The organism is Plantactinospora sp. KLBMP9567 (assembly GCF_033446045.1).
Lineage (GTDB): Bacteria > Actinomycetota > Actinomycetes > Mycobacteriales > Micromonosporaceae > Plantactinospora.
Genome location: NZ_JAWQRR010000009.1, coordinates 359,675 through 374,920, shown reverse-complemented (window position 1 = coordinate 374,920; position 15,246 = coordinate 359,675). Strand labels below are relative to the sequence as shown.

The 15,246-nt window shown below is 73.9% G+C and carries 9 protein-coding genes and 2 pseudogenes; 7 read left to right on the top strand and 4 right to left on the bottom strand.

The genetic code is table 11. From position 1 onward, the window contains the following. Window positions 1-248: 248 nt before the first annotated feature. Window positions 249-779 (top strand): RDD family protein, encoded by a 531-nt coding sequence (locus R6Y94_RS07560; RefSeq protein ID WP_318395040.1) that lies wholly within the window; start codon window positions 249-251, stop codon window positions 777-779. A 66-nt stretch (window positions 780-845) separates the two neighbouring features. Here R6Y94_RS07560 and R6Y94_RS07555 read toward each other — a convergent pair whose 3' ends face one another. Both R6Y94_RS07555 and R6Y94_RS07550 read right to left on the bottom strand, forming a co-directional pair. Then, on the bottom strand, window positions 846-1,397 hold the full coding sequence (locus R6Y94_RS07555; RefSeq protein WP_318395039.1) for a GNAT family protein: 552 nt from the start codon (window positions 1,395-1,397) through the stop codon (window positions 846-848). After that, on the bottom strand, window positions 1,390-2,802 hold the full coding sequence (locus R6Y94_RS07550) for an APC family permease (protein ID WP_318395038.1): 1,413 nt from the start codon (window positions 2,800-2,802) through the stop codon (window positions 1,390-1,392). Before R6Y94_RS07550 ends, R6Y94_RS07555 begins: the two co-directional genes overlap by 8 nt. 112 nt (window positions 2,803-2,914) lie before the next feature. Here R6Y94_RS07550 and R6Y94_RS07545 point away from each other — a divergent pair, with 112 nt between their 5' ends. The 4 genes and pseudogenes from R6Y94_RS07545 (at window position 2,915) to R6Y94_RS07540 (ending at window position 8,114) form a co-directional block, all read left to right on the top strand. Further along, window positions 2,915-3,388 carry an Lrp/AsnC family transcriptional regulator gene (locus R6Y94_RS07545; RefSeq protein ID WP_318395037.1) on the top strand — a complete coding sequence of 158 codons (474 nt, stop codon included), beginning with the start codon at window positions 2,915-2,917 and terminating at the stop codon, window positions 3,386-3,388. Between the two features lie 167 nt (window positions 3,389-3,555). Continuing rightward, a pseudogene (locus tag R6Y94_RS45060) lies at window positions 3,556-3,894 on the top strand (glycosyltransferase family 2 protein); the annotation flags it as partial. 199 nt (window positions 3,895-4,093) lie between these two features. Beyond that, window positions 4,094-4,948, top strand: a pseudogene (locus R6Y94_RS45055) (YcaO-like family protein); the annotation flags it as partial. A gap of 211 nt (window positions 4,949-5,159) precedes the next feature. After that, a complete protein-coding gene (locus tag R6Y94_RS07540; RefSeq protein WP_318395036.1) occupies window positions 5,160-8,114 on the top strand; it encodes an AfsR/SARP family transcriptional regulator in 2,955 nt (984 codons plus the stop codon). A 133-nt stretch (window positions 8,115-8,247) separates the two neighbouring features. Here R6Y94_RS07540 and R6Y94_RS07535 read toward each other — a convergent pair whose 3' ends face one another. Next, window positions 8,248-9,153, bottom strand: a complete 906-nt coding sequence (locus R6Y94_RS07535) for a hypothetical protein (RefSeq protein ID WP_318395035.1) — start codon at window positions 9,151-9,153, stop codon at window positions 8,248-8,250. 354 nt (window positions 9,154-9,507) lie between these two features. On the opposite strand from R6Y94_RS07535, the gene R6Y94_RS07530 reads away from it, so the two are divergent. After that, window positions 9,508-10,080 (top strand): hypothetical protein, encoded by a 573-nt coding sequence (locus tag R6Y94_RS07530; protein WP_318395034.1) that lies wholly within the window; start codon window positions 9,508-9,510, stop codon window positions 10,078-10,080. A 207-nt stretch (window positions 10,081-10,287) separates the two neighbouring features. Here the strand turns inward: R6Y94_RS07530 and R6Y94_RS07525 are convergent, their stop codons facing one another. After that, window positions 10,288-11,469: an alanine racemase gene (locus R6Y94_RS07525; RefSeq protein ID WP_318395033.1), complete on the bottom strand. Its 1,182-nt coding sequence runs from the start codon at window positions 11,467-11,469 to the stop codon at window positions 10,288-10,290. Window positions 11,470-12,103: 634 nt separating this feature from the next. Here R6Y94_RS07525 and R6Y94_RS07520 point away from each other — a divergent pair. Then, window positions 12,104-15,124, top strand: a complete 3,021-nt coding sequence (locus tag R6Y94_RS07520; RefSeq protein ID WP_318395032.1) for a tetratricopeptide repeat protein — start codon at window positions 12,104-12,106, stop codon at window positions 15,122-15,124. The last annotated feature ends 122 nt before the right edge of the window (window positions 15,125-15,246 follow it).

Genomic DNA, 15,246 nt, shown 5'->3' with positions numbered 1-15,246 from the left:
CGTGCGGTGAACCTTTCCAACCTGAACCGCGCGGCGCTCACCCACCACGTTCGACCTCGCGCTCCGACGGACCGCAAGGGGAGGTTGAAAAGGTGCAGTGGTGAACCCGGCGGGGGCCGGAGTTCTTTTGTGGCGGGTGCCCTGCTAATAGTGTCAACGTGACCGACCAACCTCCATACCCGTCGCAGCAGCCCGAGCCGTCATACCAGCAGCTTCGGCAATACCCCCAGCCGTCTACGGAGTACCAGATGTCACAACCGGCCCACCCGGTGCCGGTCGCCCCGGATGGACGACCGCTGGCCGGTCCGGGTCAGCGGCTCGGCGCCCGAATCATCGATTCGATCATCGTCATGCTGACCCTGCTGGTGGTGGCCGGGCTCGTCATCGGTGGCGGCGTCGCGCTCCTCTCCGCCGCCGCCGGCGACGACTCGCCGATCCTGCCGATCACGGCGATTGTCGGCATCATCGCGATTGTCGTCGGCCTCCAGTACACATATGAGGTCGAGATTCCGCTGCGCTGGAACGGACAGACCCCCGGCAAGCGCATGCTGAAGGTCGCAGTCACGCCGTTGGAGGCGGGTACTCCGCTCCGCCGCGGACAACTGACCTACCGGTACCTGGTGATGCTGGGTTTCAACCTGCTGTCGAACTGCTACATCGGGCTACTGGACCCGCTGTGGTGCCTGTGGGACAAGCCTTACCGGCAATGCCTGCACGACAAGCCAGCGAAGACGGTGGTCGTCAAGGTCGATCCGGCCGCGCAACCCACGCGGCACTGAGCCCGATTTCCACGCCGCCTCATCCGGGCACGGTCAAGCCGACAGGTCCATCGCCGCCGAATCCGGCTACCGGCCCTGCCACTCCTCCGCGAGAAGTCCGTAGATCACGTTGTCCGCCCAGGCGCCCTTCGTCCAGTAGTCCCGGCGCAGCTGGGCCTCCTTGACCATGCCGACCCGCTCGCACAGCCGGGCCGACGCCGCGTTCAACGCGTTGAGCTGCGCGATCACCCGGTGCATCCCGCAGTACTCGAAGGCGACACCGAGGAACGCGCGTACCGCCTCGGTGGCGAAGCCACGGCCGGAGGCCGACGGGTGGAAGGCCCAGCCCAGCTCGCCCCGGGACAGCGTCTCGTCGGCCGGCCACAGGATCAGGTCGCCGACGACCTCGCCCCGGTGCTCCACCACCACCGCCAGGCGGGAGTCGACTCCCGTGATGCTCGTGTGGTGGATCCGCTTGCCGACCATCTCGGCCGTGAACTCGCGCGTCCACGGCTCCCAGGGGATGTAGCGGGCGACCACCGGGTCGCTGTAGTAGGCGTGCAGCGCGTCGACGTCGTCGGCTCGGTAATGGCGGAGCAGCAGTCGCTCGGTACGGATCGGCAGGGCCAGGTCAGACATGTCCCCCAGTATCAGACCGACGGCTGCCGACAGCAGCATCGCCGGGGGCGACGAAGCCGCTGACGCGCTCGTCGGGAGCGGCCGGGCGCCCTCGCCGGACGGATATCGCCAACGCGGTCACGGCGGCGGCGGGAATCAGGGCGTACCCGCTGAAGGCCAGCACCACGACGACCGCGACGAACGCGACGGCGGCGACCGCCCGCAGCGGCCCGGTCAGCACCCGACAGGCGGCGGCGGTACAGCCGAGGTAGACCACCAGGAAGAACGTGGTCGGCACGTTGACCAGGGTGGCCAGGTCGACCACGCCGGCACCGAGCAGCCCGATCAGCACGGCCCCCGAGCCGACGAGGGCGGCGAGCAGCCACGGTGGCATGGCGTCCCGGGCGGCCGCCGCGCGCTTCGAGTCGCTTCCCGGCCCGGAGCCGGGGAGGCCGATCCGGGCGCCGAGGGTCGGTGCGGTCGCGGAGCCGAGGGTCGGTGCGGTCGCGGAGCCGGGGGTCAGCGAGCGTGCCAGGCTGCCGGCGCCGGCGAGGTACGCCAGAATCGCGCCGACGGTGAGCACGACCGCGCCGACGACGGCGATGGCCTGCCCGGCCGGACCGACCGCGAGGGTGAGCAGCGCGGCGAGCGGCACCGACGTGTTCGCCTGCGGGCCGAGCGCGGCCACGGTGACGGTGCCGAGCGCCAGGTAGATCACGGTGGTGGTGCCGAAGGCGATGCCGATGACGACCGGGAGTTGCCGGCCGGGCCGGGCGAACCGGTTGGTCAGCGGTGCGATCGCCTCCCAACCGACGAAGGCCAGCATCAGGGTCGAGGCCGCCGGGCCGATCGCCGTCCAGCCGTGCGGTGCGAACGGCGTCCAGTTGGCGGCCCTGCTGGCCGGTGCGGCCCCGGCGACCGCGCCGACGACGATCGCGACGAGCAGCACGACCAGGCCGAACTGGACGGTGGCCGAGGTACGGACGCCGCGCAGGGTCACCGCGAGGGTGCCGAGCAGCAGCAGTGCCGCGGTGGCGGAGGCGAGCCGGACGTCACCACCGAGCAGGTCGGCGACGTAGTTGCCGCAGGTGACGCAGACGATCGGCGCGCCGCTGACCACTCCGGCCAGGAAGCACCAGGCGACCGCGCGTCCGGCCCGGGGGCCGAGGCCCGCCTCGGCGTACGCCCGGACTCCGCCGGCCGACGGGTTGCGCACGCCGAGGGCGGCGAAGACGACCGCGAACAGGCCGGACGCGACCAGTAGGCCGGCCCAGGCCAGGATCGACGCCGGTCCGGCCAGGGTCACGGCCAGGCCGGGCAGCAACAGCAGGCCCGGCCCGAGCAGGGCCCCGACGTAGAGCGCGGCGCCGCGCGGCACACCAAGATCGGGTACGACGGGATCGCGCTGGCGGGTCAGGCTGGTCATGCGATGCAGTCTGGCAGCGCGGGTGCGGCACGCGATGGCAAATGTGCGCGCCGGCCCGGCCTGAAACGCAATATAGTTGCGTTGAAGAAGCGGTTTGCGGCAGCATGTGCCAATGGCTGCGTACGACTCCACGGACCGGGCGATCCTGGACCGCCTCCAGGCCGACGGGCGGATCGCCAACGTCGACCTCGCCGAGGCGGTCGCGCTGTCGCCGTCGGCCTGCCTGCGCCGGGTACGCGCCCTCGAACACGACGGGCTGATCGCCGGTTACCGGGCCGAACTCGACCGGGCCCGGCTCGGGCTGGACCTGACGGTCTTCATCGAACTGAAGGTCGGGCAGCACTCCCGGGAGACCGCCGCCCGGATCGAGTCGGTGCTGACCGGCATTCCCGAGGTCGTCGCCTGTCACGTCATCTCCGGCTCGGCCGACTTCCTGGTCGAGGTGGCGGTGGCCAACCTCGCCGCGTACGAGCGGCTGCTGATCGACCAGATCCTGGCCATCCCGGCGGTCGTGGACACCCGCAGCACCTTCGCCATCCGCACGGTGAAGACCCGTGGACCCCTGCCGCTGACCCAGTTGCGCTGACCGAGTTGCGCTGACCGAGTTGCGCTGACCGAGTTGCGCTGACCGAGTTGCGCTGACCGAGTTGCGCTGACCCGTCCGGCTGTTTCCGGCCGGGCCGGCCATCTCCTGCCGACCCGGCCATTTTCCGGCCGGCGAATTCGCGGGACAATTTCCGGGTAATCTCTTTCGTGATCTGTGCCCGGGACGAGCGACCCGACGTGCTCCGGCGTACCGTCGACGGGCTGCGGGCGACCAGCCCAGGCCGGGAACGCGAGATCGTGGTCGTCGACGACGGCAGTGTCGAGCCGGTCGGTTCACTGGGGCCGGGCGTGGAAATTGTTCGCAATGCCGTACCGGCCGGTGTCTCCCGGGCCCGACGGCAGGGGTTCGCACTCGCCGGTGGAGACGTGCTGGTCTGTCTGGACGCGCATATGACCTTCGATCGGGACTGGTTGTCGCTCATGCTGGACCACGTGGATTCCGGTGCCCTGCTGTGCGCGTCGTTCTGGGACTACGAGCGTACGGTCGGCGGTTTCTACGGCGCCGACTTCGAGTGGTGCGGCGAGCGCGACTACGCCGCCGGGCGGAGCCCGGGTTTTCGGCCCCGCCACCGGGTGCGCCATCCGGGGCCGGGCGCCGCCGAGGTGCCGATGGTGCTCGGCGCCTGCTACATGATCCTGCGCAGCAGCTACCACACCCTCGGCGGCTTCTCACCGCTCTTCCGGTCTGGGGCGCCGACGAGCAGGACCTTTCGGCCCGGGCCTGGCTCGCCGGGCTGGGCGCCCGCTGTGTCGCCGACGCCCGGGTGGCGGCTTCGGGCTCGCCGCCTTCGAGGCGCGGGCGCCGCTGGAGTGGCTGCCGGTCGCCGACCTGGTCACCGGAGCACGGCGGCTGGTGCCGGTGGAGTTCGTCCATCCGCGCGCCCCGCTCCGCCGGCCCGCACTCGTCGCCGAGACGTCGAGCGGATCGGCCGCGCACACCGAGCCGGGCCGGGCCCGCCTGGCGGCACTCTGCGAGGTGGTGGAGCGGGACGCGGCGATGCTGCTGTGGCACCGCCGCCCGGCCGCACCCGTCGTACCCCTCGGGGAGCTGCCGGAGGCCGCGGCCCGGGCCATGGCCGAACTGGCCCGGGCCGGTTACGTCGGCCGGGTGGCCCGGATCGACCGGGACATCGCCGTCCCCACCTTCCTGGCGATCGCGTTGCGCGGCCGGGCCTTCCGGTACGGGTTGGGAACCCATCCGGATCCGGACGCGGCGGCGGAGCACGCCGTCGTCGAACTGGGCTCCGCGCTGCGTCCCGGGGCGCGGACGGGCCGCTATCCGCACCTGCCGCTCGACCAGGTACGCCGGGCCGAGCAGCATGCGGCGCTCTACGACGACGGGCCGCTGCACGACGTGCTCCGGACGTTCCTCGCGGACACCCTCGTCTCCGGCACCGGCCGCAGCCGGCCCGGCCCACGTCCGGGCCACACGCCCGCCACAGTGCTCGGGGTCCTCGGCGAGAATGGGCTGTCCGGTTACTCCTGCGACCTGACCCCGCCGGAGCTGGCCGACTGCGGCATCTCCGTGGTGCGGGTCCTCGTCGGCGGCCTCATCCCGCTCTCCTTCGGCTACCGGCGCCTCCGGCTCGGCTGCGCACGCCTGGTCGGCAACACCGCCCCGGGGCGGTGGCCGGCCGGGGGACGGCGACCGGGCGGCAGTCGCGAAATAGGCTGCTGGGTGCGGGTACGGTGCGGCATCCTGCTGTCACGGCGTCACGGAACGTGGACCGGGTCAGGAGGTGCGGCCGGCGATGGCGGTGGAGCTGCTGCTCTTCGGCGACGTGCGGGCCTTGGTCGACGGGCGGCAGGTCGATCTCGGGCACGCGCGGCAGCGGTGCGTACTGGCGGCGCTGCTGGTCGACGCCAACCGGATCGTGCCGGCCGACCGGCTGCTGGACCGGGTGTGGGGCGAGCAGCGGCCCCGGCACGCCCGCAACGCCCTGTCCGGGTACGTGTCCCGGTTGCGTACCCTGCTCGGCGGCAGCGGCGGGCTCGCGATCACCCGCCGGTCCGACGGGTACCTGTTGACTGTCGACCCGGACGCGGTCGACCTGCACCGGTTCCACCGGCTGCTCGCCCGGGCCCGCGCCCTGAACCGGCCCGAGGGACCGCGCACCAGCGACGGAACGCCGGCGGCGCACACCGGCGGGGAAACCGCGGCGGCACTGTTCGAAGCGGCGCTGTCGCTGTGCCGGGGCGAGCCCTTCGGCGGCCTCGACACGCCCTGGCTGGCCGGGATCCGTACCGCGCTCGCGGCCGAGCGGCTGGCCGCCGAACTCGACCTGGCCGATCTCGCCCTGGCCGCCGGCCGGCATGCCGAACTCCTCGGTGGGCTGGCCGCCCGCGCCGCCGCGTACCCGTTCGACGAGCGGATCGCCGGGCAGGTGATGACCGCGCTGTACCGCTGTGGCCGGCAGGCCGACGCGCTCCGGCACTACCAGGACGTCCGGTCCCGGCTGGCCGAGGAGCTGGGCATGGACCCGGCGCCGACGCTGCAACGGCTCCACCAGCAGATCCTGACCAGCGACCCAACGCTGGAGAACCCGCCGGTGCCGGCGCCGGCCCCTGAACCGGGACCGGCCGGCACCGCCGCGACTGGAGCGCCGTCCGTGCCGCGGCAACTGCCGGCGCCGCCGGCCGCGTTCACCGGCCGGGAGTACGAGCTGACCGAGCTGGACGGGCTCGTCGACCCCGCACCGGGCGTCGGTGCCACAGCCGTGGTCTCCGGCTCCGCCGGGGTGGGCAAGAGCGCGCTCGCGATGCACTGGGCACACCGCAGCGCCGGCCGCTTCCCCGACGGACAGCTCTACGTCAACCTGCGCGGCTTCGACCCGGACGGCGTGGTGGTGGACCCGGCGGAGGCGGTGCGCGGCTTCCTCGACGCGTTCGGGATCGCCGCCCGGCGGATACCGGTCGGGCTCGCCGCGCAGACCGCGCTCTACCGCAGCCTGGTTGCCGGCCGGCGGATGCTGGTCGTCCTCGACAACGCCCGGGACGCCGCGCAGGTGCGCCCGCTGCTGCCCGGCGCACCCGGCTGCGCCACCGTGGTGACCAGCCGAGACCGGCTCGCCGGCCTGGTCGCGATCGACGGTGCCAGGCCGGTCAGCGTCGACCTGTTCCGGCCGGCCGAGGCCCGCCGGTTCCTGGCCCGGCGACTCGGCGCCGACCGGGTGGCCGACGAGCCGGCCGCGGTGGACGAGATCGTGGCCAGGTGTGCGCGACTGCCGCTGGCGCTGGCCGTGGTGGCCGCCCGGGCCGCCGCCTACCCGGGCTTCCGCCTCGCCGACCTCTCCGCCGAGCTGCGGACCGCCGGCGGCAGCCTCGACCCGTTCGACGGCGGCGAACCGGCGGCGGACGTCCGGGCGGTCTTCTCCTGGTCGTACCGGGCGCTGCCCCCCACTGCCGCACGACTGTTCCGGCTGGTCGGGCTGCACCCCGGAGCGGAGTTGACCGCGCCGGCCGTGGCCAGCCTCGCCGGCCTGCCGGTGGGGGCGGCACGCCGGTCGCTGACCGAACTGGCCCAGGCGCACCTGCTCGACGAACGGTCGCCGGGCCGGTACGCCAGGCACGACCTGCTGCGGGCGTACGCCGCCGAACGGGCCGAGGTGGAGGAGACCGCCACCGACCGGCGTACGGCGGCCAACCGGCTGCTCGACCACTACCTGCACACCGCGTACGCGGCCGACCGGCTGCTCTATCCGCACCGGGATCCGATCGTGCTGGCCGAGCCGGTGCCGGGTGCCGGGCCCGAGTCCTTCGCCGACCAGGCCGGGGCGAGAGCGTGGCTGCGTGCCGAGCACCCGACCCTGCACGCCCTGGTCGACTGGGCGGGCCGGACCGGGTTCGACCGGCACTGCTGGGAGCTGGCCTGGAGCCTGACCAGCTTCTTCAACCTCAGCGGGTACTGGCACGACCAGGTCGCCGTGCAGAGTACCGCGCTGGAGGCGGCGGGCCGGACCGGCGACGAGGCGGCGCAGGCGCACGTACACCGGAATCTGGGCCGGGCCCAGACCCAGCTCGGTTGCCTCGAGCAGGCCCGGACCCACCTCGCCGAGGCGGCGCGGCTGTTCGTCGCGGTCGGCGACCGTGCCAACCAGGCGCAGACGCAGGTGAACATCGCGCGGATCCTGGAACAGCAGGGTCGTGACCTGGCGGCGCTGCACCACGACCAGCGCTCGCTCGACCTCTATCGCGAGGCCGGTCACCTGACCGGACAGGCCCGGTCGCTGAACAACATCGCCTGCATGCTGACCCGGCTCGGCGAGTACGACCAGGCCCGGGAGCTGTGCCGGCAGGCGCTCCGGCTCAACGAGGAGATCGGCAACCGGCACGGGGCGGCAACGAACTGGCAGAGCCTCGGCTATCTCGAATGCGCCGCCGGGGCGTTCGGGGCGGCCGTCGCCGGCTGCCGGCGCGCGCTCGACCTCTTCGCCGAGGTCGGCGACCGGGCCGGCGCCGCCGAGACGCTGACCTGCCTCGGCGAGGCGCTGGACGGCGGCGGCGAGATCCCCGCCGCCGTCCAGGCGTGGACACGTGCCCTGGTGCTGTACGACGAGATGGGCCATCCGGACGCCGACCGGGTCCGCCGGCTCCTGCTCGGGGTGCAGGAGGCCGGCCGGGTGCAGAGCGTGCTCTCCGCGGGTACCGCCGTCCGTGCCGCCGTACGGCCGGACACCGCCGGGCCGGGCCGGCCTCCGGGAAGCTGACGGCGGCCAGCCGGCGGCCGTGGCTGCCGGCCGGCCGTACTGGATCCGAAGCCGCTCCGCCTGGATCCGAAGCCGCTGCGCGGACCGGACCGCTACGCGGGCCGCCGCCCTGGACGGCGACGGCCCGCTCGGGTCAGGAGGCACAGATCGCCTGGCTGACGATGAAGTCCCAGTCCTGGCTGACCGGAGTGTTCTCCACCGCGAACGCCTCGACGTCGTCGAGCGCGTTGGCCGGGTAGACCACCTGGAGGGACACCCCACCGGGCGCGGTGTCGGAGATCGCCGCACCCGCACCGTGCACCCGGGTACCGCTCGGGCAGTGCGCGAACGCGATCTTCTCCGACTCCGAGTCGCTCTGCGCCGAGGCGGTGGTGACCACCTGGTAGCCGGCCGGCTGGTTCACGCAGACCGCGTACGCGTCCACGGTCCAGTTGCCGGCGTAACCGTCCGCGTCCTCGTGCGCGGTCGCCCGGAAGATGTCGCCGCTGGCCGAGGCCCGGGACACCTGGAGTGCCACGTCACGCCCCGGGTTGACGATCCGGGCGCCGCCGCCGAGGGCCCGCCTGGTGCCGCAGACCGCCCGCGCCTCCAACTCGACCGGGGACGAGGTCGCCGAGTTCTGGGTACCCACGACGCCGTAGCCGGAGAGTCCGGACGGGCTGGCGCAGATGGCGTACGCCTGCACCCACCAGTCGCCGGTCATCGCGGCCGTGGTCTCCGAGCCGGTCACCACGTAGCTGTCCCGGGTACCGTCGGTGCGGTGCTCCGGGAAGAGCTGCACCAGGGTCACCTTGGCGCTGTCTGCGGCGGCCACCGCGAAGGCCCATCCTCCGCCGCCGATCACCCACTTGCCGGCCGGGCACTGGGCCCGGGCGGTGTGGGTCTGCTGCGAGTCGATCGCCGACAGCGGCGACGTCACCTTCTCGATGCCGGTCACCGCCGCGGCCGGGCCGGAGCCGGCAAGCTGGATCCCGACCTGGGCGGCCACCACCATCGCGGCGGCACCGGCCAGGGCGAACCAGCGGTTCGTGCGAGTCATCGCCTTGTTCCCTTCTCGTTCCGGGTCGACGATCGGCCCGGGCAACTGCCGACAACGGTGCCCGGCGAGGTTTCGGCAACTGTTCGGTGACGATGAAATGGCAGGTCACGAGCCTGTTTCGGAGCGGAGCCGACGAACCGAAGACCGCGCTGATCGTCCCGGGACGACATGAAGCCGATCTGAAGCCGCCGACCGCCAGACTCAGCCGGCGGAGGTAGTCGGTCGGCGGCGGACCCGGGGGCACGGACGGAGCCGGTCGGCGGCGAACCCGGGAGCCGGTCGGCGGCGAACCCGGACCGCTACCCCGTTCGGAGGGGCGAACCGGAGAACTTCCGGCGGTAAGGAGGCCAGGGCATGGATTTCTCGTCGGTAGGTAGCGCCCGGGCCGAGGCGCCGCGTTGGCACGCCGTCCTGCACCGCTGGCCGAGCCTGCTCGGACTGGCGGTCGCCGTACCGCAACTGGTGCTCGGCGCGGATCACGAGTCGGTGGCCATCGTGGTCGGTGTGGCCACGCTCTGCTACCTCGGCGCCGCCGCGTTCGATCGGCCGTGGGTGGCCTGGGCGGGAATTCCGGGCGGGAGCCTGGTGATCGCGGTCAGCAAGATCACCGGACTGGCCTGGTGGGCCGGTCTCGGCATCGCGGCGGTCGCGCTGGTCCTCGTCGGCCTGTTCGGCCGGGCACCCCGTCCCGCGTTCACCGCGCAGGTCGGGGCCCTGATCGGGTACGGCGGCCTCGCCGTGGCCACGCTCGCCGTCGCGCCCCGCGCCGGAATCGTACTGGCCGGCCTGCTACTGGCGAGCCACGCAGTGTGGGACCTCGTCCACTACCGACGCAACCAGGTCGTTCCCCGGTCGCTGGCGGAGTTCTGCATGCTGCTGGACGTGCCGCTGGGGCTCGGCGTCGTCGTCCTCGCCTTCCTCGACTGATCGGCCCCGGGCAGCGGTCGGGGCCGGGCAGCGGTCGGGGCCGGCGACTCCCCGGCAGCCGGGTCAGGAATCCGGGTCAGCCGCCGCCACCCCGTGGCTCGGGCCGGCACCGTGGCGCACCGGCCAGTTGCACCGATGTTCATCTACCCGGTCGGCGGCGGGGAGCCGGCCTGCCAGGCCGTGCTGACGTGGTGACGAGGGCCTCGGCTACCAGCCGCGCAGCCGGGGCCAGATCTCCGTGGCGTAGCCGGTGGTTGGGTCGAGCACCAGGTACTCGTCGTGCTGGGCGGCGGTCGCGCAGGCATGGATCGGCAAGATGCGAACCCGGGTACCGACCGGAAGGTCGGGCAGCGCGGCAGGGCTGCCCGGGCGGACGGTCAGGATGCCGTGTTCCTGGCTGGCGTCGGTCATCACCAGGTCCGGATAGAGCGGCCCGTCGAGCCGGGCGACCAGGCCGTAACCCTGGTCGACGGGCTGCGCGGAGGTACCCCGGTCACGCGAGGTGGCCATCCAGCCGCCGTCGGTGATGGTCCAGCCCTTCTCCGGCTGGTGCCCGATGACCGTGACCACGACGGACATCGCCAGGTCGTCGACGGTGCAGACGCCGATGCCGGCCATCACCAGGTCGAAGAAGACGAAGTTTCCGGCCCGGACCTCGGTGACCCCGCTGAGGTCGGCCGCGAAGTGCGCGGTCGGGGTCGAGCCGACGCTCACCACCGGCGCGGCGAAGCCGGCGGCCCGGAGCCCGGCGGCGGCCCGGACACCGCTGGCCCGCTCGTTCTCCGCCGCCACGACCAGTTCCGCCCTGGACCGGCTGTGGTAGGACCCGCCCGCGTGCAGCAGCACACCTCGGGCCTCGGCTCCGCCCCGCTCCAGCGTCTCGGCGATCCGCACCGCCGTCGGGTCGTCCGGGCGTAACCCGCCCCGGTGCCCGTCGCAGTCGATCTCGATCAGTGCCGGGACGCGTACCCCGGTCCGGGTCGAGACGTCGGCCACCGCCTCGGCCTGGGCGACGCTGTCGAGCAGCACCTGGAGGTGCACCCCGGCGCGGTGCAGCGCCACCACCCGGTCCAGCTTCTGCGGGGCGAGCCCGACGGCGTACAGGATGTCGGTATAGCCCTGCACGGCGAAGACCTCCGCCTCGCGCAGCGTCGACACGGTGATCGGCCCCGGCTCGCCGTCGAAGAGCAGCCGGGCGACCGCCAGCGACTTCGCCGTCTTGACGTGCGGCCGCAGCGGGGTGCCCAACCCGACCAGCCGGGAGCGGAGCCGCGCGATGTTCCGGCCCACCCGCTCCGGGTCGACCACCAGGAACGGGGTCTCGGGCTGGCCCTCGGCGGGCCGGGCCTCGCCGCCCGGCGCCGGACGGGTGTCACTGGTCAGGGGCACGACGACTCTCCTCCGCGTTGCGCGGCCAAGTCTAGGCGGACGGCCCTGGTCCGGGCCGGACCCGCCCGCTGCCCGGGTGCCCCGCCCGCACCCGCCGCGGGCAACCTCACGTCAGCGGGTCGCCGCCAACCCGTCGACCGGAGCTCCCGGCCCGGATCGGCTGATCGCCCCGACCCACGAGCGGCTCCCGGACACCCACCGGTCTGCTCCGGCTGTCATCGCCGCTCCTTCGATCGTCCGATCGGTCCGCCCCCGGTCGTCGATCCGACGGCGTCCTGTCACGGCGCGTGCCGGGCACGGGCTCGGGTTGGCGCTGCTGCGCCGGCCACGCCCGGGAACGGAGTCGGATGCGTGACAGGGCGGCTGGTCCGGACCGACGACCGGGCGGTGAACCGGCCGGCGCCACCCCCCGTTGAGCGAGCCGACCACCAGTCGTTCCGTCCGTCACCGAACGCCCCCGCCGCCCGGTCGTGGCCCGAACCAATATGGACACTGAAAACGTATCGAGGCGTCGTGGAGCGGATCAGGAGCGAAACCGGCAGTGCCGCTCGTCGATGACCAGGCAGAATGGAGCGTATCCGGCATCGGCGACGCAGCCGGCGTTATCGGTGCCGGTCGGTGGGGGGCGGGGTCAGTGCGGGACGTGGCCTGGGGACGGTACGTGCGGAGCCGGCGCAAGGAACTGGGCTGGACCCAGGAGGAGCTGGCCCGGCGTGCCGGGCTGAGCGTGCGGACGGTACGCAACGTCGAGGGCGAGCGCCCCGGCGCCGACCGGGGCGCCTCGGTCCACCAACTCGCCAGGGTCCTGGGGCTGCGCGGAGACGACGACCTCGGCCAGCCGGAACCGGGTGAGCCGGCCGGCTGGGTACGGCTCGCCGTGCTCGGTCCGCTGCGGTTGAGCCGGGGCAGCGAGCCGGTGCCGCTGACCGCGGCGAAACCGCGCTGCATGCTCGCCCTGCTCGCCATCCAGCCCGGCACCGACGTCGGCCGCGACGAAATCGCCGACGTGCTGTGGCCGGACACCCCACCGGCGACCTGGCACAACCTGCTGCACACCTACGCGGCCCGGCTGCGCAGGCTGCTGCCGGCCGGGCCGGGGTTGCCGCGGATCGACAGCACCGCCGTCGGCTACCGGCTCTCCGCCGACGCCCGGCAGCTCGACGTACTCCGGTTCCGGCAGCTCACCGACGACGCCGGCACTGGCCGGCCGGACGCCGAGCGGCTGGCCGAGGCGCTGGACTGCTGGCGTGGCCCCGTCGGCGCCGACCTGCCGGACCAGCTCGGACAGCATCCGGCGGCGGTCGCCCTGCACCAGCGCCGGATCACCGCCGCGCTGGACTACGCCGATCTGGCCCTGGCCGAGGGTGAGGCGGCGGCGGTGGTGCGCCGGCTCGGCGTACTCGTGGAGCTGGAACCGGTGCACGAGCCGCTGCACGCGCGACTGGTCCGCGCGCTCGCCGGATCCGGCCAGCGGGCCGCCGCGGTCGACGCGTTCCACCGGATCCGCGCCCGGCTCGACGACGAGCTGGGGCTCTATCCGGGTGCCGAGCTGGCGGCGGCCCTCGACCACGCGCTCCGGGACGACCAGCGGGGCGCCCCGCCTCCGGCACCGCCGCCCGCGCAACTGCCGACCCGGGTGGCGGCGTTCGTCGGACGCACCGGCGAGCTGGCCACGCTGGACAAGCTGCTCTCCGCCGACGAGCCGGGCGCGACGGTCGCGCTGATCCACGGTACGGCCGGGGTGGGCAAGACCACCCTCGCCGTGCACTGGGCGCACCGGGCGGCGTCGCACTTCCCGGACGGACAGCTCCACCTCAACCTCCGGGGATACGACCGGGCCGGCGCCGTACTCGATCCGGCGGCGGCGACTCGCGCCTTCCTGGAGGCCCTCGGGGTACGCCCCGAGCGGATCCCGGAGAGCTACCTCGGGCAGCAGGGCCTCTACCGCAGCCTGGTCGCCGACCGCCGGCTGCTGGTGCTGCTGGACAACGCCCGGGACGCCGAGCAGGTCCGGCCGCTGCTGCCCACCGCCACCGGCAGCATGGCCCTGGTCACCAGCCGGGACAGCCTGCTCGGGCTGGTCGCCACCGACCGCGCGCACCCCGTCCCGCTGGGCCTGTTCACCCTCGACGAGGCCCGGGACTTCCTCGCCGACCGGATCAGCGACGACCGGGCCGGCACCGAGCCGGAGGCGGTCGAGCAGCTCATCGGCTGGTGCGCCCGGCTGCCGCTCGCGCTCGCCGTCACCGCCGCGCTGGCGGTGTCACGCCCGGGACGGTCGCTGGCCTCGCTCGCCGCCGAGCTGGCGGAGGCCGGCGACCTGGACACCCTCAGCGCCGGTGACCCGGCCACCGACCTGCGGGCGGTCTTCTTCTGCTCGTACCGGACGCTGAGCGTCGAGGGGGCGCGACTCTTCCGGCACCTCGGACTGCACCCGGGGCCGACGATCACCGTGCCGGCCGCGGCCAGCCTGCTCGGTGCCACCCGCCGGACCGTCCGGCGCCTGCTCGACGAACTGCACCGGGCGCACCTCGTCGCCACCGACGAGCCCGGCCGGTACGCCCTGCACGACCTGCTGCGGGCCTACGCCGGAGAACTCGCCGAGGCCGACGCCCCGCCGGCCGAGCGCGCCGAGGCGCTGGACCGCATCCTCGACCACTACCTGCACACCGCGCACGAGGCCGACCGGCGGCTCTACGTCCGCAGCGATTCCATCACGCCGGCCGAGCCGGCACCCGGGGCCGAGCCGGAACGGTTCGCCGACGAGGCGTCGGCACTCGCCTGGTTCGACGCCGAACGGCTGGTCCTGCTCCGGGTGATCGACCTGGCCGCCGATGCCGGCCGGGCCACCCACACCTGGCAACTCGCCTGGTCGGTCAGCATGTTCCTGAACCGGCGGGTGCACTGGCAGGACTGGGTGCACGTGCAGCAGCGGGCCCTGGAGTCGAACGCGGACCGCGACGACCTCGGGCAGGCGCAGGCGCACCGCTTCCTGGGCCTGGTCTACCTGCGGATGTCCCGGGCCGACGAGGCGCACGAGCAGCTCCGGCAGGCCCTCGAACTGTTCCGTCAGCTCGGTGACCGGCCCGGCGAGGCGAGCACCGAGCGCGGCATCGGGCGGGCGTACGCCCGGCAGGGCCGGCACGACCGGGCGTTGGCGCACACCGAGAAGGCCCTCGAACTGTTCCGGACCGCCGGTAACCGGGTGGGCACGGCGAGCGCGCTGAACGCCACCGGGTGGTACCACGCGCAGCTCGGCGACTACCACACCGCGCTCCAGCGGTGCCGGGAGGCGGTCCGGCTGCACGAGGAACAGAAGGACGTCAGTGGACTGGCCAACGCCTGGGACAGCCTCGGGTACGCGTACCACGGGCTGGGCAACCACCCGGACGCGATCGCCTGCTATCAGCGGGCGGTCGAGTTCTTCCGGGCCGCCGACGACCGGTACGGCGAGACCGACGCGCTGACCAGTCTCGGCGACACCCAGCTCGACGCCGGCGACCCGGGAGCGGCACTGAGCGCGTGGCGGGCGGCGCTGGCCATCCTCATCGACGTCGGCCACCCCGACGCGGCGCGGGTACGCGCCCGGATCGCCGGCCTGGGCCGTCCCGGCGGGCCGGGCGTCCCTGCCGGGCAGCCGTCCCACCGGACCTGACGAAGGTTCCGGGCGGGCACCCGGCCGGTCCGCCCCGGAGCGGAAATGCCCGCGAGCCGCGCGTGGCCGGCTGGTAGCGTCCGGTGGTCGACGGGGCAAGGTCGGGCGTGAGGGCGGCCGGC

Excerpts from the sequence above, each read along its gene's own strand:
- R6Y94_RS07555 (WP_318395039.1), bottom strand. The coding sequence starts at position 1,397 with ATGTCTGACCTGGCCCTGCCGATCCGTACCGAGCGACTGCTGCTCCGC.
- R6Y94_RS07560 (WP_318395040.1), top strand. The coding sequence starts at position 249 with ATGTCACAACCGGCCCACCCGGTGCCGGTCGCCCCGGATGGACGACCG.
- R6Y94_RS07535 (WP_318395035.1), bottom strand. The coding sequence starts at position 9,153 with ATGACTCGCACGAACCGCTGGTTCGCCCTGGCCGGTGCCGCCGCGATG.
- R6Y94_RS07545 (WP_318395037.1), top strand. The coding sequence starts at position 2,915 with ATGGCTGCGTACGACTCCACGGACCGGGCGATCCTGGACCGCCTCCAG.
- R6Y94_RS07550 (WP_318395038.1), bottom strand. The coding sequence starts at position 2,802 with ATGACCAGCCTGACCCGCCAGCGCGATCCCGTCGTACCCGATCTTGGT.
- R6Y94_RS07540 (WP_318395036.1), top strand. The coding sequence starts at position 5,160 with ATGGCGGTGGAGCTGCTGCTCTTCGGCGACGTGCGGGCCTTGGTCGAC.
- R6Y94_RS07530 (WP_318395034.1), top strand. The coding sequence starts at position 9,508 with ATGGATTTCTCGTCGGTAGGTAGCGCCCGGGCCGAGGCGCCGCGTTGG.